Raw genomic sequence first — 16,801 nt, forward strand, 5'->3', positions numbered from 1 at the left:
GTTGGCAATCAGACTGTAGGGCCAAGCCCATGCTCGGCTGCCTTGGAGTTCCAGCCGAGCGTGGCTCGGCTCTACAGGTCAGCGGGCGCCCCACGCGGGGGCGCCCAACCGGTTCAGCGCTTGGCGGCAGCGCTGACCTTCAATGCGGCGGCATCGACGCGGGTCACGCCCTTGATGCCCTTGGCGGTGGTGACCGCCTTGTCCTTCTCGGCCTGGGTGGCCACGGTGCCGCTCATGCTGACCACGCCGTTCACCGTTTCCACCTTGATCTCGGTGCCCGGGACGTTGCTGCTGGTCAGCAGGTCCGCCTTCACCTTGGTGGTGATCCAGCTGTCGGTCACCGGTTCGTTGGAATCATGGCGATCCGCATGGGTAGCCGGATGTGCGCTGGTGGTCGGCGGGCTCTTCGCGGCCGGGTCCTTGGCGAAGGCGGCCGAGGAGGACAGTGCCAGGCCCAGCGTCAGGGCAGAAGCAATCAGCGTGCGAGTGGTATTGCTCATCGTGTCGTTCTCCTTCGGGATGTGCTGCCAGTCTGGACAAGCGCACGTAGAGCAGGCGTGGCGTCGCGGTCATGCCGCCGTGAATCGAAGCGTTTCCAACGGCAACGGTTCAGTTTTGGGCTGTCCGCATCCGTCGTTTACCCTGCCCTTCCCCCCCTGCCGGAGCTCTGCCATGCGCCCCGACCTGCACCTGGCCCTGATCGGCTACGGCCTCGCCGGCCGCGTCTTCCATGCGCCGCTGATCCAGCACACGCCCGGCCTGGTCCTGCACAGCATCGTCAGCTCGCAGCGCGACACGTTGCTGCGCACGTTCAGCAACGTACACGTGCGTGCAACGCCACAGGACGTGTTCGACGATCCAGCGGTGGATGCGGTGGTGATCGCCACGCCGAACGAACAGCACGCGCCACTGGCGATGGCCGCGCTGGCCGCCGGCAAGCACGTGCTGGTCGACAAACCCTTTGCGCTGGATGTGGCCGAAGCGGAAACGGTACTGGCCGCAGCACGCGACGCCGGCCGCATCGCCACCGTGTTCCAGAACCGGCGCTTCGATGCCGACTTCCTCACGCTGCAGGCGCTGCTGTCCGAAGGCACGCTGGGCGAGGTGGCCGAATGCCATGCGCATTTCGACCGCTACCGGCCGCAGGTGCGCGACCGTTGGCGCGAACAGGACGGGCCAGGCAGTGGCCTGTGGTACGACCTCGGCCCGCACCTGCTGGACCAGATGCTGGTGCTGTTCGGCTGGCCCGACGCCATCGATGCGGATCTGGCCGTGCAGCGCCAAGGTGGCACCGGCATCGATTACTTCCACGCCGTACTGCACTACCCGCGGCATCGCGCCATCGTGCATGCCGGTTCACTGGTGGCTGCCCCTGCCCCGCACTTCAGCGTGCATGGCAGCAAGGCCAGCTGGATCAAGTACGGCCTGGATGTGCAGGAGGCCCAGCTGCGCCGCGGCGTAGCACCGGGTGCGCCCGGTTGGGGCATCGATCCCCGGCATGGCGAACTGGTGCGCTGTGATGCAGAAGACAATGTTCTGCGCAGCACCGTCGACAACCTGCCCGGCGACTATCGTCGGTTGTATGCGCAGTTCGCAGCGGCGATGCACGGCGACGGCGAAGCGACGGTCAGCCCGATGCAGGCATTGCAGTTGATGCGGCTGCTGCAGGCCGGCATGGACAGCGCGCGCGAAGGGCGGCGGATCGCGTTGGACTGACCAGTAGATCCACGCCATGCGTCGATGACGTGGCAACGATCGGAGACGGCTTTTGTAGAGTCGAGCCATGCTCGACTGGCTGCATGGGATCAGAACCCTTTCCTGCGGAAAGGGATCCGACCCTGATCTGCCCGGGGTCGGATCCCTTCGGCAACGCCGAAGGGCTCTGACCCCACCGCAGTGCTTACGACTTCTTGATGGCGTGGCCGCCGAATTCATTGCGCATCGCCGACAGCAGGCGGTCGGTGAACGAATTCGATTCGCGCGAACGCAGGCGTTCCAGCAGCGACAACGTGATCACCGGTGCCGGCACGTCCAGCGCGATGGCTTCGGCCACGGTCCAGCGGCCTTCGCCGGAATCCTCCACGTATGGCGCGATGCCATCCAGCGACGGATTGCGCTTGAGTGCTTCGGTACTCAGGTCCAGCAGCCACGAACGCACCACGCTGCCGTGGCGCCAGACTTCGGCCACCTGGGCCAGGTCCAGCGCCATCTCCTGCTTGCGCTCCATCAGCGCGAAGCCTTCGGCATAGGCCTGCATCATCCCGTACTCGATGCCGTTGTGGACCATCTTGGTGAAATGGCCGGCGCCCGACGGACCGACACGCGCCCAGCCACGATCTTCTGCCGGTGCCAGCGTGCGCAGCAGCGGTGCGATCTGCTCCACCACCGGCGCTTCGCCACCGACCATCAGGCTGTAGCCTTCCTGCAGGCCCCACACGCCGCCGCTGGTGCCGCAGTCGACGTAGCCCAGATCGTCCTCCGCCAGCGCCTTGGCGCGACGGATCGAGTCCTGGTAGTTGGAGTTGCCGCCGTCGATGACGATGTCACCCTCGGCCAGGTGCGGGGTCAACTGGCCCAGCGTCTGGTCGACGGTTTCGCCGGCCGGTACCATCAGCCACACCACGCGCGGCACCGGCAGCGCGGCCACGGCGGCGGCCAGCGAATCAACCACTTCCAGGCCGGCCCCCTCTGCAGCGCGCTGGCGCGCACTTTCGCCCGGGTCGTAGCCGACCACGCGGTGGCCGCCGCGATGCAGGCGCTGGGCCATGTTGGCGCCCATGCGGCCGAGGCCGATCATTGCAATATCCATTGTTTCACCTTCAGTTGGGGTCTAGGGTCAGGCTGCCTGGCCTGCCGGTAGCCGCGCAGTGGCGCAGTTGCGCCTCGCGCCAACGCCGGTAGAGCGTGGTATGCAGATTGTGCACCGCCAGGTCGATCGAAAACGGCGTTCTCGGGTTGCGATCGAGCAGGCGGACGATGTGGTAGCCGATAGGACGTATACCGCGCGGATGCACGTAGATCACGAACTGCTGGTAGAACGGATCGTCCAGCAGCTGATCCATGCGCACAAGAGCCGCGTGGTAGCGCGGCGCCAGGCGTGCGCGCAGCTGTGGATCGCGCTCGAACAGCAGGCGCTCGAAATAGCGCTGGCCGATGCGCGGGATGTCCTGCGCCAGTTTCCAGAGCTCGGCATTGCGCTGGTCGTACCAGGCCAGGCCGGCGTGCAGCGCCAGCGCCTGCGCAGCGCCCTCGCCCACCTCGACCACCACGAAGTTCTCGGCCTGGTTGCTCAGGTCGTCCAGCGTGCCTTTGTCGTACACATGTTCGATGAAACCGGGCACGCCCACGAACGCCTGCCGCCCCATCGCCGAGGTGCGCACCGCCTTGCCATCGGCGAAGAGGTCGCCCGCATGCGCGCCGAGCAGGATGCTGTCGGTGTCGTGCAGCGCGAGGAAGGTGCCGATCGACAGTTCCTCCGCTGCGAACCCGGTGTCGAACGCAGCATCGCCATACAGCTCGCGCTGGGTGGCCAGCTGTGCGACCTGGCGGCCGACACCGCATTCGGCACGCACGGCACCGCTGTAGAACGCCTGCAGCGCATGGCTGTTGCCCGCGCGGGGCACGAAGCCACGACCGAAACTGCGCGTACGCTGCCAACCCTGTGCCGGTGCGCCCTGCAATCCGAAGCCGATCCATCCCAGCTGCGGGCCGGAGAAGCGGAACGTGGGATTGCCCTGCAATGCCGAAGTCGCGCGCCGCGTGGCCGCCCCCAGCTCAAAGGCATAGGCGCAGACGGTGGCGGGGTCATCCAGCAGCTGCTGCAGCAGTGCCTGCCGAGCGGCAGCGGGCAGCGCCGCCGGCCACCGCACCTGCAGGTCGCCGGCCGCTTGTGAATCAGCCAGCGAGGCACGCGTACATACGGGACCACCGCGCACCTCCGGCGCGGTGAGGGACGCTTCTTCGAAGCGCCACCCCAACCGCTGCAGCAGGCCCTGCGTACAGTCCGGGGATGGCGCTGCCACGACCCACGCGGGCGCCAGCAGCAGGGCTGCAATCAGCCACCTGCCGCGCACACTCAGCCCTGGTCCGTGACCGCCGGTGCGGGTTCCGGCGCCGCTGCCGGCGATGGCGATGGCGTGCCAGCCGCGGCCGGCAGATACTGCTGCAGGCGCTGGAAGAAGCGACGATAGAACTCGGCATCCGTGACCGTGCTGCTGGCCACCTTCACCAGCGAGTCGTCGTTGCTGCCGAACGGCAGCGACACCGAGCCCAGCGCACCCACACCGACACTGGCCGAGGTCGGGCTCTTCTTCAGCGCGTAGCGGTCCTGCACGGCACTGACGAATACCAGCGTCTGGCTGCCGCGCGGGGCGCAGGAGATGCGCAGCACCAGCTGCTCATGGTCATCCTCGCGCGGCTGGAAGTTCTTGTTGCCCTCCACCTGCGCATCATCGGAACGGGCGATGGCATAGCCTTGGCTGAGCAGCGTGCGGCGCGCGGCCTCGCAGGCTTCGCCGGGGCGTCCCTCAACGGTGCGCGAGAAGGTATCGCCGGAATCGAAAGACTCGCGCAGCACGGTGCTGTCGGCGGCGCGGCCACCACAGGCCGAAAGGATCAAGGCGCTGGCGCACGCCACGGCAGCGCTGGAAAGACGGGAGGCCCGCATGGGTACTCCTGCGAGAACGGAAGCACCAAGGGTAGTCCCGCCCCCGTGTGCGGCAGGTCGATATGCCCCCCCACGTTGCTCCCGGTTCATGCACGTAAAAGGGGACGGAGGGGATCAAGTCGTTTGCGGCACTTCACTGGCCCGGGCATGGCCCGGCGCGACCGGGAATGCGCTTCCCAAACAGAAAGGGGCCGGCAATGCCGGCCCCTGCGGATGTCGCGCGCCGTCTCCGGCTCAGTCCGCCCAACGCCCCGCGCCGGTGGACTGCGGCAGCACCTGGGCCGACAGCGGACGGTCATTGGCCAGCAGGTTCACCGCGTCGGCCAGGATCGAGGCCGACTCGCGCAGCAGCGGGTCCGGACGCTTTTCGGCGGCCTTCTCGCGGGCGGCATCCTTCACGATGTCGCGTTCGTTGCCGGTCAGGCCATCATCACTGCTGTCATCGGCCAGCGGGTCCAGGGCCAGGCCCAGCTCCTTGCGCTGCAGCTGGCGTTCCTTGCGCTGGGCGTCCTGGCGCTCGCGTTCGGCGCGACGGGTGGCCTCGTTGAGCGAGATGTACTTCTTCGCCGCCTCGGTCCGGAACTGCTGCACGTCCTCGTTCCACCACTGGAATTCCTTGTCGGTGGCGATTCGCGCGTCGTGGCGGGCCTCCAGCTTCGGCAGCAGCGGCGCGAAGTTGCCGTACTGGGTGTGCGGCACGGCGGCGATGCGGGTCCACGGCAGGGCGTTATCGTAGGTGCTCTCGCCGAACTCGGTGGCATCGACGCTGGCCGGGAAGGCCAGGTCCGGCACCACGCCCTTGTGCTGGGTGCTGCTGCCGCTGATGCGGAAGAACTGGGCGATGGTCAGCTTGACCTGGCCGAAGCGCTGGGTCTCGCCACTCGGCCAGCGGTCGAGGTCGACGATGTTCTGCACGGTGCCCTTGCCGAAGCTGGTTTCACCGATCACCAGGCCACGGCCGTAATCCTGGATCGCGCCGGCGAAGATCTCCGAGGCCGAGGCCGAACCGCGGTTGATCAGCACCGCCAGCGGGCCATCCCACGCCACGCCCTGGTTGCGATCGCTGTTGACGGTGACGCGGCCACCGGACTCGCGCACCTGCACCACCGGGCCCTGCTCGATGAACAGGCCGGTCAGTTCGATGGCTTCATCCAGCGAACCGCCGCCGTTGTTGCGCAGGTCCAGCACCACGCCGTCCAGCTTGTCGTTCTTGAAACCAGCCAGCAGCTTGGCCACGTCACGGGTGGCCGAGGCATAGTCGGCCGCGTTGCGGCGGCGGCCTTCGAAATCCTGGTAGAAGGTCGGCAGCTTGATCACGCCGATCTTCCGTGCCGGCTCGCCGTTGGCGGCCGGAATGGTCATGGTCTCGCCCTTGGCGGCCTGTTCGGCCAGGCGCACCTTCTGCCGGGTCAGCACCAGGGTGTGGTGCTTGCCATCGGCACCTTCGGCAGCTGGAATGAACTCCAGCTTGACCTGGGTGTCCTTGGCGCCGCGGATCTTGGCCACCACATCGTCGATGCGCCAGCCGATCACGTCCTCGACCTGGCCAGACTTGCCCTGGCCAACGCCGACGATGCGGTCACCCGGCTTCAGCGTGCCGTCCACCGCAGCCGGGCCGCCGGCGATGATCTCGCGGATCACCACCACGTCGTCCTGGCGCTGCAGCTGCGCACCGATGCCTTCCAGCGACAGCGACATCGCCTGGTTGAAGTTCTCGGCCGTGCGCGGGGTGAAGTAATCGGTGTGCGGATCAACCGCGCTGGTGTACGAATTCATGAAGAACTGGAAGACGTCTTCGCCCTTCAGCTCGTTGACCGACTTCTCCAGCGTCGCGTAGCGCTTGTCCAGCGTCTTGCGGATATCGTCCGGCTTCTTGCCTGCCAGCTTCAGGCGCAGCCAGTCGTTCTTCACCGACTTGCGCCACAGCTCATCCAGCTCGGCGCTGCTGGCCGCCCACGGCACCTTCTTGCGGTCGTACTCGAAGCGCTCGTCGGTGGTGAAGTCCGGCTCCTGCTTGAGCAGCTTGCGCGCAAAGGCCACACGTTCGCCGACACGCTGCTTGTAGACCGCGAACACCTGGAACGCCGGCTCAAGCTCGCCGCCACGGATGGCCGAGGAGATGTTGGCTTCGAAGGGCGCAAAGCGCGCCACGTCGGCCTGGGTGAAATACTGCTTGGCGCCGTCCAGCGTCTCCAGATAGCGCTTGAACACGTCCTTGGAGGTGGCCTCGTCCAGCGCACGCGGGCGGTAGGCGTAACGACTGTCGGACAACAGGCCATACACCAGCTTGGAGGTGGTCACCTGATCGGCAGTTGCCGCAGCGGGCAATGCAGGCGAGTCGGCCTTGGCCGCCAGCGCCAGCGGCGCGACCAGCGCCAGGGCCATCAGGAATGCGGGGGCTTTGAATTTCATTGACGTGCTCGAAGGCGCCTTGCCAAGGGAGAGACTGCAGGGTGTTCAGACACCCCGACAGTGCCGAAAGTTGCCGGGTTTGTCACCCGGCCGCGCTCGGTGGAAAACCAGCCTAGCCGGGCCGGTGTAGCAAATTGTGAATGCATGTAGAGCCGAGCCCATGCTCGGCTGGCCGGCAGCAAGCAGCCGAGCATGGGCTCGGCTCTACGGCAGGCAGAGGTGTGCGGTCCGCACCCACAGGAGAAGCAGCTCCCACCCACCGGCAGGATGTCAGGAAACGCCGGCGCCCTTGGCCTGCACGTCGGCGTGGTACGACGAGCGCACCATCGGGCCGGAGGCCACGTGGCTGAAGCCCAGTTCGTAGCCGTAGACTTCCAGCGCCTTGTAGTCCTCGGGCGTCCAGTACTTCAGCACGGGGTGGTGGTGCGCGGTCGGCTGCAGGTACTGTCCGATGGTGATCATGTCCACGTCGTGCGCGCGCAGGTCACGCATCGTGGCCTTGATCTGTTCGAAGTCCTCGCCCAGGCCCAGCATGATGCCGCTCTTGGTCGGCACGTCCGGATGCTGCGCCTTGAAGTTCTTCAGCAGGTTCAGCGACCACTGGTAGTCCGCACCCGGGCGCACGTTGCGATACAGGTCCGGCACGGTCTCGATGTTGTGGTTGAACACATCCGGCGGGTTCTGCGCCAGGATCTCCAGCGCACGTTCCATGCGGCCTTTGCCGCGGAAGTCCGGGGTCAGCACCTCGATGCGGGTACCCGGCGACTTCTCGCGGATGGCGGTGATGCAGTCAACGAAATGCTGGGCACCCCCGTCGCGCAGGTCATCGCGGTCGACGCTGGTCACCACCACGTACTTCAGGCCCATGTCGGCCACGGTCTGGCCGAGGCTGGCCGGCTCGTTGGCATCCGGCGGCTTCGGGCGGCCATGGGCCACGTCGCAGAACGAGCAGCGCCGGGTGCAGACCTCACCGAGGATCATGAAGGTGGCGGTGCCATGACCGAAGCACTCGTGGATATTCGGGCAGCTGGCTTCCTCGCATACCGTCACCAGGCGGTTCTCGCGCAGCTTGGCCTTCAGGTTCTGCACGGCATTGCCCGAAGGAATGCGCACGCGGATCCAGGACGGCTTGCGCAGTACCGGCGCATCGGCGAACTGCACCGGCGAACGGTTGATCTTGTCACCGCCCAGCTGCTTGACCCCGGCCTGCAACGGCGCGGTGGACGGAGAATCGCCCTGCACGATCTGCAGGGGAATGGAACGGGCGGTGGTTTCAGTCATGGCAGTTCCGGGGAGCGGTCAGGCGGCCGCAGAAAGATCGGGCAGTTCGGGCGTGTGCTGCAGCAGCAGGCCAAACTGGCGGGCCAGGTGGTCCAGCAGCACCGGCTTGACGGCGTCCATCCCCGAGGGGCCGCCCAAGTCCAGCACCGAGGTCACCTGCAACCCCTGATAGCCACAGGGATTGATGCGGTGGAAGGGTTCCAGGTCCATGGCCACGTTGAAGGCCAGCCCATGGAAGGTGCAGCCGCGGCGCACACGGATGCCGAGTGCGGCAATCTTGGCACCACCGACGTAGACGCCCGGGGCGCCCTCGCGGCGTTCGGCGCCGATGTTCCACTCGGCCAGCGTATCGATGATCGCCTGCTCGATGCGGCACACGTAGTCGCGCACACCGATACCCAGCCGTGGCAGGCGCAGCAACGGATAGATCACGATCTGGCCGGGACCGTGATAGGTCACCTGGCCGCCGCGGTCCACGTGCAGCACGGGGATGTCGCCCGGCGCCAGCACATGCTCGTCCTTGCCGGCCTGGCCCAGGGTGAACACCGGATCGTGCTCGACCACCCACAGCTCGTCGGCATCGGCGTCGCTGCGCTGGTCGGTGAAGCGCTGCATGGCGCGCCACACCGGTTCATACGGCTGGCGGCCGAGGTCACGGACCAGCGCCGGACGCGGCGCACGGTCCTCCGGGGCGGCTTCGGCCGGGCAGGAGTCGGCTACAGCGTCCACTTCACTTCCGGGTGGTCACGCAGCGCCTGGTGCGCCAGGTCGTACTGTTCGCGGCTCTCGGCCTTGAACACGATGCGGACGGACACGTACTTGCCGTTGGAGGAGTGCTTCCAGCTGATGCGTTCGTTCACCACATCGATGCCGGCGGCCAGCAACAGGCGGGGAAGCTCATGCTCCAGGCCGCGGTTGGCCGGGCCCATGGCGCTGAGCTCGAACTGGCCGGGGAACTGGAAGCCGTGGTCGGGGTTGTCGGACTTGATTTCCATGGCCCCATTATCGGGCCGCAGGGCAACAAACCCAAGAGTATTCATCAACGCCAGGACCGCACCGGCGGTCTGCTGCGTTGCAGGCGGCCCAAAGGGACGGGCCTGAGGCCCAACGGCAGCTGACTGCAATCTCCTGACCATCACCAGCGCGAACATCGTACGGGCGGCCCGCGACCGCCTTCACGCCCGGCCTGCGGCGCGTACGCGGGTAACAAATTGTGCCCGCCGGACAATGTTGTTTTCGGAACAGACAAGTGATCTGGACGTGCTCGTTCCGACGCGCGGGCACGAGTACCGTAGCGTTGCAGAAAACGACTGAAAACCGCCCCCTTCCCCATGAGCATTCCATCCATGCGTAGTGTCGCAGCTCTCGGGCTCGCCGGCCTGCTGGCCTCTGCCCTCCCCCTTGCCGCCCAGGCGGCCGAACAATGTGGCCCGGACGCCATGCGCGACCACCCGCCGCAGGTCAATTTCCGCGTCGACAACGACCTGTTCGGCGGCCGCCACCAGGATCAGGGCTATACCAACGGTGCGCTGTTGACCCTGGTCTCCCCCAATCTGGTCGATTACACCGACGACCCCTGCCTGCCGCGCATGGCGCGCTGGGTAAACCGGTACCTGGAAGGGCTGCATCCGGGCAAGTTCGAACAGCAGAACATGATCTTCAGCATCGGCCAGGGGATCTTCACCCCGACCGATTTCACTCGCAGGGACCTGATCGAGGACGACCGCCCTTACGCCGGCGTGCTGATCGCGAACTTCGGTTTCAATGCGCGCAGCGGCGACCGCCTGCAGACCACCCAGCTGACACTGGGCGTGGTCGGTCCGTGGGCACAGGGCAAGCAGGTGCAGAATGCCGTGCACGACGTGCTGGGCGACGAAAAATTCAAGGGTTGGGACAACCAGCTGCACAACGAACCACTGTTCATGCTGACCCATGAGCGCATGCGCCGCTGGCCGGGCGATGCCAGCGTCAATGCCGACGGTTGGGGTTGGGACGCGATCAGCCACTACGGCGGGTCGATCGGCAACCTGGAAACCAAGGCCAATTTCGGCGGTGAAGTGCGCTTTGGCTGGAAGCTGCCGGACGACTTCGGCAGCACGCCGCTGCGCCCGGCCGGCGAAAACACCGCGCCGACCCGCCGCGGCCGCCCCAGTGGGTGGTCCTGGCACCTGTTCGCGACCTCGGACGCTGCCTGGGTGATCCGCGATATCACCCTGGATGGCAACACCTTCCGCAACAGTCACAGCGTGGACAAGCGCCATGTGGTGGCCTACGGCGGGTACGGCGTGGCGGTGATGTACGGCCGCTGGAAGTTCGCCGCCGCGCGCTACCACAGCACGCGCGAGTTCAACGGCCAGCGCGAGGCGCCGGTGTTCGGCAGCTTCACCATCAGCCGGTCGCTGTAGGCGAGGGGCTGATGGTGAAGCGGGCAGGTGCCGACCGTTGGTCGGCACACCGGTTATTGCATCGCTCGCTGCAAGCGAGCGGGTGAGGGTAGTGCCGGCCGCTGGCCGGCTGTTGGCACATCCGGATGGGTTCAAGCGGAGCCGGCCAGCGGCCGGCACTCCCCGCATCCGCACGCAACCGGCATCCCGAAACAGAAAAGGCCGGCATTCGCCGGCCTTTTCGTTCACCACGCCGGGGCGTGGATCATTCCGATTCCCACCACATCCAGAAGCTGTCCCACAGGCGCTTGAAGAAGCCGGCCTGCTCGACGGCGGCCACGGCCACCAGCGGCGCTTCGGCGACGACCTTGCCATCCAGGGTGACCTTCACGGTGCCGATCTGCTGGCCGGCGGTGAACGGTGCTTCCAGGGTCTTGGGCACATCGATGCTCGGCTTCAGGTCGTTGTAGCGGCCGCGCGGCACGCTCACCAGCATCGGCTGGGCCACGCCCAGCTGCACCTTGTCGGTGGTGCCCTTCCAGACCTTGTGCTCGGCCACGGCCTTGCCCGGCTCGTACAGGCGGTGGGTCTCGAAGAAGCGGAAGCCCCAGTTCAGCAGGGCCAGACTGTCATCGGCACGCTGCTTTTCCGACGCACCGCCCAATACCACGGCGATCAGGCGCTGGTCGCCGCGCTGCGCCGAACTCATCAGGCAGTAACCGGCTTCGGAGGTGTGGCCGGTCTTGATGCCGTCCACGCTGCCGTCGCGCCACAACAGCAGATTGCGGTTCGGCTGCTTGATGTTGCCGACCTGGAATTCCTTGATCTTGTTGTACGCGTAGGTTTCCGGGTAATCACGCACCATCGCGCGGCCCAGCAGCGCCAGGTCGTAGGCGGTGCTGTGGTGGCCTTCGGCAGTCAGGCCGTGGGCGTTGACGAAGTGCGAGTTCTTCATGCCGATCTTGGCGGCGTAGCTGTTCATCAGCGACGCAAAGGCTTCTTCGCTGCCGGCCACGTGCTCGGCCAGGGCGATCGCGGCGTCATTGCCGGACTGGATCGCCATGCCCTTTTCCATGTCTTCCAGGCGTGCGGTCTGGTTGACCGGGAAGCCGCTGTAGCTGCCATCGGTGCCGGCGCCGCCTTCGCGCCAGGCGCGCTCGCTCATCATCACCGGGTCATCCGCACGGACCTTGCCGTTCTTGACCTCGGCGGCAACCACGTAGGACGTCATCACCTTGGTGATGCTGGCCGGCGCGAGCTGCTCGTGGATGTTTTCGCCAGCCAGCACCTGGCCGGTGGCGTAGTCCATCAGCACCCAGGCCTTGGATACGCTCGGCACCGGCGCCGGCGGGGTGGCAACGGTGGCCGGGGCGGCAGCGGCGGCGGCGGGCGCCGGCGTGGCCGGGGTCGGCAGCGGGGTCTGGGCGGAAGCCAGGCCCACCACCAGGGTGGCGGCCAGGGCGGTGGCGGCGGAACGGAAATTCATTGGACAGCAGGCTCCAGGGGACGGCCAGGAATGGAGGGTGGAACGTAGTGGCCATTGTAAGGCCGGGGCAGCATGGGCCGGCAGCACCGGCCCGGGCGGGTCAATCCTTGACGATCTGCGGCGAACCCAGGCCCAGACCGGCAATGCGGCCGACAAGTTCCGCGGCACTGGCATGGTCGCTGGCGGGAACGCGCAGGCGGAACAGGGTGCGGCCACCGGCGGCGATGTCGCTGATGGTCGCGCCGACGATGCCGGCGGCGTTGAGCTGGCCCATTGCGCGGGTGGCATTGTCGCGGCTGGAGAAGCTGGCGACCTGCACCATCACCGCGCCCACCACCTGCTGCGACAGGCTGGGGGCCGTCGGTGTGGCCGGCGTCGTACGCGCCGGCGCCGGCGTGACCGCGCGCGGCGCGGCGCTGGCGACGGCAACCGGTGCCACAGGGGCGCTGCGCGCCGGCGGTGCGCTCGGCGGCAGGCTGCTGACCGCCACGTCCGGCACGGCGCTGGCCACGCCCTGGGTGGTGGCCGGCTGGCCACGCGCAGGCATGGCGTCGGTCGGCAGGCGCTTGACCAGGCGATCAATGTCGCTGTCGGAGGTGGCACCCGCAGCCGTTACCGGGCGCGTACTGGCCGCCGCGACAGCCGTTTCGGCGGCACGGCGCTCGCGGCGCGACGGCTTTTGGGCCAGCAGGTTGCTCTCGCCCGGTTGCAGCGCACGCACTTCCACGTTGCCGGTACCGCGCTGGGTGATGCCCAGGCGTACCGCGGCGGCATAACTGAGGTCGACCACGCGACCATCATGGAACGGGCCACGGTCGTTGACGCGCACGATGACCGATTCGCCGTTGTCCAGGTTGGTGACGCGGGCGAAGCTGGGCAGCGGCAGTGTCTTGTGCGCAGCGGTGAACTGGTACATGTCGTAGACCTCGCGGTTGGAGGTCAGGCGGCCGTGGAACTTGGCGCCGTAGTACGACGCCGTACCGCGCTCGACATAGTTGCGGGTGTCGTCGAGCACCTTGTACGACTTGCCCAGCACCACGTACGGCGACTTGTTGCCGATGGCCGAACGCTCTTCGGCGGTCACTTCCGGCTCGGGAATGCAGGCGACGTTGGGAATGTAGTCCGGGGTGCTGTCACGCACGCCTGGCTTGTACAGCCCCCCGGCGGTGTAGTTGCCGCGCGTGTTCGGGTCTTCCTTGGCCGCGGCATAGGGCGAGCCCTCCGGGCAATGCGCCGGGCGCGAGCCGCGACCCTGCACCACCGTGCCGCTGGGCTTGCCACCGTGGCCGGCCGTGGCCGGCTTCTTCGGCGCACTGCTGCAGGCAGCGAGCGCGAGGACGATCAAGCTCGGGACCAGCCATCTGATGTTCATGCCGGGGGCAGCTCCTGTCCGGCGATGGCCTGCGACAACTGGAACACGGCCATCGCGTACATCTTCGAGAGGTTGTAGCGGGTGATCGCGTAGTAATTCTGGAAGCCCAGCCAGTACTGCTTGCCGGTGCTGCCCTCAAGCGTGATCGGCGTTGCGGTGGCGCCCGGCTGCACCGCAGCGCTGGGCTGGTAGCCGCGCTGTGCCAGGTCGGCCAGCGACCAGGTCGGCATCCATTCGGTGGGGTTGAACTCCTCGCGCCCCGGCGCCAGCGTGGCCGGTACGGCCACCTGACCACCACGGACCCAGCCGCCCTTCTTCACGAAATAATTGGCGATGGACGAGAACACATCGTCGTAGCTGGTGAACAGGTCGCGACGGCCATCGCCATTACCGTCCACGGCGTAATCGAGATAGCTGGACGGCATGAACTGGCCCATGCCCATCGCACCGGCATAGCTGCCCTTGAGCGTGGTGATGTCCAGCTTTTCCTCACGGCCCAGCTCGAACAGCTTGGCCAGCTCATCGCGGAAGAACAGCTCGCGGCGCACTTCGCGTTCCAGCTTGGCCGGGTCGCCACTGCGCGGGTAGTAGAACGCCAGCGTGTACAGCGCATCGAGCACGCGGTGGTTGCCGGCATTTTTCCCGTAACTGGTCTCCACGCCGATGATCGCCACGATCACTTCGGCCGGCACGCCGGTGCGCTGCTGCACGCGATCCAGTTCTGCACGATGCTGGGCCAGGAACGCGCGGCCGCCATCGATGCGTGCCTTGCTGATGAACATCGGCCGGTATTCGTTCCACGGTTTGACCCGTTCGGCCGGGCGCGACATGGCGGCGATGATCGGCTGGCGCACCTGCGCCTGGTCGAGCACGCTGCTGATCTGCTCTGGCTTCAGGCCATAGCGCTTGGCCGTATCGGCAACAAAGCGGGCCCGTGCGACCTCGAACGGCACCGGGGTGAGATCGACCGGCGGCGCTGTAGCAGCGGCCGCTTCGGGCGCGGCCTCGGCCGGGCCGTGGGCCTTGGTGGCGGGCTGGCGCGGCGTACTGCTGGCCTGGGGCGGAGACGGTGGGGACTTCGGCTGGGTCGCGCAGGCGACCAGGCCGAGGGTGAGCATGCAGGCCAGAGTGCGTCGAATCATCGTCGCAGGTTAGCAGGTCATGGATGAATTAAAACCCCTAACACCATGAATCACAACGATTTGCCCGCGTTCAGCGGGAAATGTGAAGACGTCGTGATCGAGCTTCCCCATTCAGATAGAGGTGGCCGGTTGCGTCCCCATCCCCGCAGACGCAACCGGCGACCGGATCCGGTCGGTACCTGCGCGGCTGCCGCTCCCCAGTGGCAGTTCCCCGCGCTCCCTGTACCCGTTGGATCAGTACTGCTCCCGCCCGACGCCCCCTCGCGCTGCATCGATTGACGGCGCGCCGTGCCGAACGGGCCGCCATTGTGCAGGCCGATTACGACAAGTCCATTGATCAAGATCAACGCGGTGTAAAAATGTGAACCAGCTAACGTTTTTTGCGGACTTTCGTCGGGGAGCGTGTTGCGTCGCATTGTTGTGAGAACGCTTCCACAACGGGCAATGCGCAGCGCCAGGAAGTCCTCGGCCAACGGCGCCGCCCCTCGGGGGTGGTCGCGAAAAGCGGTTCGCGGGTGGGGCCGGGGAGCTGGGCTGCGGACAGGTTCCGGGCGCGTTCCCCCATGGAAAAGAAAAGAAAATTCAAAAGCGGGTCGCGGCGCTGCGCTTGCTCGTGAGCCGAGCATGGCTCGGCTCTACAGGAAGCAATGAAGCAACCGGCCAAGCTGCTTTTGCCTTTGATCTTCTTTTTCTTCTCCGTGGATGGAGAACACCCGTGAACTGTCAGCGGCCGGGTGGGTGGGTAGTGCGGGGTGTCCGCGGCATGGACGGGTTTACGGCGTCCCCGCACTACTCACCCACCCGGCCAGCCCTCAGCAATCCGGTTTTAAGCGACCAACCCAACCACCCACGAGGGGCTGCGCCGTTGGCTGGAAACCCTATCCCCCGTGCACGGGCCGGTGCCCGCGTACCGCCATCACCAACCCGACGCCGGCCAGCAACGAGACAGCGGATGTCCCGCCATAACTGATCAGCGGCATCGGAATGCCCACCACCGGCAGCAGGCCGGAAATCATTCCGCCGTTCACCAGCACGTAGACGAAGAACGCCAGCCCCAGGCTACCGGCCAGCAATCGCGCGTGCGTGTCGCGCGCGTGCACCGCAATCCACAGGCAACGCCCCACCACGAACAGGTACAGCGCGAACAGCGTCGCCACGCCGATCCAGCCGAATTCCTCGGCCAGCACCGAGAACGCGAAGTCGGTGGTGTACTCGGGCAGGAAATCCAGCGTGGCCTGCGTGCCCTGCCCCCAGCCGCGTCCTTGCCAGCCCCCGGAACCGATCGCGATGCGCGATTGCAGGATGTTCCAGCCGGTACCAAGCGGGTCGGCCGCCGGGTCGAGGAAGGTCAGCACACGATCCTTCTGGTATTGCCGCAGCAAGCCGAACCACGCCAGGGGTGCAGCCACTGCCAGCCCTGCCGCCCCGGTCGCCAACCAGCCCCAGTGCAGGCCCGCCAGCAACAACGCGAACACGCCACTGGCAGTGACCAACGTGGCGGTGCCGAGGTTGGGCTGCATGAGGATCAGTACCGCCGGCATGCCGATCAGCAGCGCGGCAGTCAATACCGTGCGCGGCGAGGGCGGCAGTGGTTGCCGATGCAGGTACCACGCCACCATCAGCGGCAGGCTGAGCTTGAGCAGCTCGGACGGCTGCAGGTAGAACACGCCGAGGTTCAGCCAGCGCTGCCCGTACTTGCCGGTGCCGATGACGTAAACCGCCATCAGCGGCAGCATCGACAGCGCGTAGATCGCAGGGGTCCACGCACGCAATCGCAGCAGCGAAACACGCGACAGCAGCCACATCGCCAACAGCCCACCGGCAAAGCGTGCCGCCTGCCCGGCCACCGGGCCGGACACGCTGTGCAGCACCGCCAGGCCGGCGCCCATCAGGATCAACAACGCGCCCAGCAACGGCAGATCGATCGTGCGCAGCGCCTCACGGCAGCCGCCAAGCAGTCGTTTCCATTTCACGCGGGCACGGTAGCAACGGGTGCTTGCGTGAAGCTGTCATTGTGGCCCTGCGTTTGTAGAGTCGAGCCATGCTCGACTCTAAAGA

Annotated in this window: 14 protein-coding genes; 2 read left to right on the forward strand and 12 right to left on the reverse strand. The window is 66.8% G+C overall.

Annotated features, from left to right (window positions below):
• Positions 1 to 113: 113 nt before the first annotated feature.
• On the reverse strand, positions 114 to 500 hold the full coding sequence (locus tag AC2A1N_RS15945) for a BON domain-containing protein (RefSeq protein WP_242891269.1): 387 nt from the start codon (positions 498 to 500) through the stop codon (positions 114 to 116).
• Between the two features lie 172 nt (positions 501 to 672).
• Here AC2A1N_RS15945 and AC2A1N_RS15950 point away from each other — a divergent pair, with 172 nt between their 5' ends.
• Positions 673 to 1,716 (forward strand): oxidoreductase, encoded by a 1,044-nt coding sequence (locus tag AC2A1N_RS15950; protein WP_061479680.1) that lies wholly within the window; start codon positions 673 to 675, stop codon positions 1,714 to 1,716.
• Between the two features lie 184 nt (positions 1,717 to 1,900).
• Here the strand turns inward: AC2A1N_RS15950 and gnd are convergent, their stop codons facing one another.
• The 7 genes from gnd to AC2A1N_RS15985 form a co-directional block, all read right to left on the reverse strand.
• Complete coding sequence (gene gnd, locus AC2A1N_RS15955; RefSeq protein ID WP_484372847.1) at positions 1,901 to 2,809, reverse strand: phosphogluconate dehydrogenase (NAD(+)-dependent, decarboxylating); 909 nt, start codon at positions 2,807 to 2,809, stop codon at positions 1,901 to 1,903.
• 10 nt (positions 2,810 to 2,819) lie between these two features.
• Positions 2,820 to 4,058: a hypothetical protein gene (locus tag AC2A1N_RS15960; RefSeq protein WP_242891379.1), complete on the reverse strand. Its 1,239-nt coding sequence runs from the start codon at positions 4,056 to 4,058 to the stop codon at positions 2,820 to 2,822.
• A 17-nt stretch (positions 4,059 to 4,075) separates the two neighbouring features.
• Entirely contained in the window at positions 4,076 to 4,666 is a 591-nt protein-coding gene (locus AC2A1N_RS15965) for a DUF2242 domain-containing protein (protein WP_005419366.1), read from the reverse strand.
• A 234-nt stretch (positions 4,667 to 4,900) separates the two neighbouring features.
• Positions 4,901 to 7,078, reverse strand: a complete 2,178-nt coding sequence (locus tag AC2A1N_RS15970) for a carboxy terminal-processing peptidase (protein ID WP_005419368.1) — start codon at positions 7,076 to 7,078, stop codon at positions 4,901 to 4,903.
• Between the two features lie 270 nt (positions 7,079 to 7,348).
• Positions 7,349 to 8,359 (reverse strand): lipoyl synthase, encoded by a 1,011-nt coding sequence (gene lipA, locus AC2A1N_RS15975; RefSeq protein WP_061479683.1) that lies wholly within the window; start codon positions 8,357 to 8,359, stop codon positions 7,349 to 7,351.
• Positions 8,360 to 8,377: 18 nt separating this feature from the next.
• Positions 8,378 to 9,088 carry a lipoyl(octanoyl) transferase LipB gene (gene lipB / locus AC2A1N_RS15980; protein ID WP_134968132.1) on the reverse strand — a complete coding sequence of 237 codons (711 nt, stop codon included), beginning with the start codon at positions 9,086 to 9,088 and terminating at the stop codon, positions 8,378 to 8,380.
• Positions 9,076 to 9,354 carry a YbeD family protein gene (locus AC2A1N_RS15985; protein WP_005411067.1) on the reverse strand — a complete coding sequence of 93 codons (279 nt, stop codon included), beginning with the start codon at positions 9,352 to 9,354 and terminating at the stop codon, positions 9,076 to 9,078. The genes lipB and AC2A1N_RS15985 overlap by 13 nt, the downstream gene beginning before the upstream one ends.
• Before the next feature lie 351 nt (positions 9,355 to 9,705).
• Here AC2A1N_RS15985 and AC2A1N_RS15990 point away from each other — a divergent pair, with 351 nt between their 5' ends.
• The gene (locus AC2A1N_RS15990; RefSeq protein ID WP_080376906.1) at positions 9,706 to 10,764 is read left to right on the forward strand and encodes a lipid A deacylase LpxR family protein; all 1,059 of its coding nucleotides are present in this window, start codon (positions 9,706 to 9,708) and stop codon (positions 10,762 to 10,764) included.
• A gap of 244 nt (positions 10,765 to 11,008) precedes the next feature.
• Here AC2A1N_RS15990 and AC2A1N_RS15995 read toward each other — a convergent pair whose 3' ends face one another.
• From AC2A1N_RS15995 to rodA, 4 genes are all read right to left on the reverse strand, one after another.
• Complete coding sequence (locus AC2A1N_RS15995) at positions 11,009 to 12,229, reverse strand: D-alanyl-D-alanine carboxypeptidase family protein (RefSeq protein ID WP_154351433.1); 1,221 nt, start codon at positions 12,227 to 12,229, stop codon at positions 11,009 to 11,011.
• Between the two features lie 100 nt (positions 12,230 to 12,329).
• A complete protein-coding gene (locus AC2A1N_RS16000) occupies positions 12,330 to 13,601 on the reverse strand; it encodes a septal ring lytic transglycosylase RlpA family protein (protein WP_154351434.1) in 1,272 nt (423 codons plus the stop codon).
• On the reverse strand, positions 13,598 to 14,743 hold the full coding sequence (mltB, locus tag AC2A1N_RS16005; protein ID WP_061479687.1) for a lytic murein transglycosylase B: 1,146 nt from the start codon (positions 14,741 to 14,743) through the stop codon (positions 13,598 to 13,600). The genes AC2A1N_RS16000 and mltB overlap by 4 nt, the downstream gene beginning before the upstream one ends.
• A gap of 878 nt (positions 14,744 to 15,621) precedes the next feature.
• A complete protein-coding gene (rodA, locus tag AC2A1N_RS16010) occupies positions 15,622 to 16,716 on the reverse strand; it encodes a rod shape-determining protein RodA (protein WP_061479688.1) in 1,095 nt (364 codons plus the stop codon).
• Between the last annotated feature and the right edge of the window lie 85 nt (positions 16,717 to 16,801).

Source organism: Stenotrophomonas maltophilia group sp. SKK55, from assembly GCF_057179845.1.

What these genes read in the sequence shown, in the direction of transcription:
- AC2A1N_RS15945 (WP_242891269.1), bottom strand. Translation starts at nt 500, where the DNA reads ATGAGCAATACCACTCGCACGCTGATTGCTTCTGCCCTGACGCTGGGC.
- AC2A1N_RS15950 (WP_061479680.1), top strand. Translation starts at nt 673, where the DNA reads ATGCGCCCCGACCTGCACCTGGCCCTGATCGGCTACGGCCTCGCCGGC.
- gnd (WP_484372847.1), bottom strand. Translation starts at nt 2,809, where the DNA reads ATGGATATTGCAATGATCGGCCTCGGCCGCATGGGCGCCAACATGGCC.
- AC2A1N_RS15965 (WP_005419366.1), bottom strand. Translation starts at nt 4,666, where the DNA reads ATGCGGGCCTCCCGTCTTTCCAGCGCTGCCGTGGCGTGCGCCAGCGCC.
- AC2A1N_RS15970 (WP_005419368.1), bottom strand. Translation starts at nt 7,078, where the DNA reads ATGAAATTCAAAGCCCCCGCATTCCTGATGGCCCTGGCGCTGGTCGCG.
- lipA (WP_061479683.1), bottom strand. Translation starts at nt 8,359, where the DNA reads ATGACTGAAACCACCGCCCGTTCCATTCCCCTGCAGATCGTGCAGGGC.
- AC2A1N_RS15985 (WP_005411067.1), bottom strand. Translation starts at nt 9,354, where the DNA reads ATGGAAATCAAGTCCGACAACCCCGACCACGGCTTCCAGTTCCCCGGC.
- AC2A1N_RS15990 (WP_080376906.1), top strand. Translation starts at nt 9,706, where the DNA reads ATGCGTAGTGTCGCAGCTCTCGGGCTCGCCGGCCTGCTGGCCTCTGCC.
- AC2A1N_RS15995 (WP_154351433.1), bottom strand. Translation starts at nt 12,229, where the DNA reads ATGAATTTCCGTTCCGCCGCCACCGCCCTGGCCGCCACCCTGGTGGTG.
- AC2A1N_RS16000 (WP_154351434.1), bottom strand. Translation starts at nt 13,601, where the DNA reads ATGAACATCAGATGGCTGGTCCCGAGCTTGATCGTCCTCGCGCTCGCT.
- mltB (WP_061479687.1), bottom strand. Translation starts at nt 14,743, where the DNA reads ATGATTCGACGCACTCTGGCCTGCATGCTCACCCTCGGCCTGGTCGCC.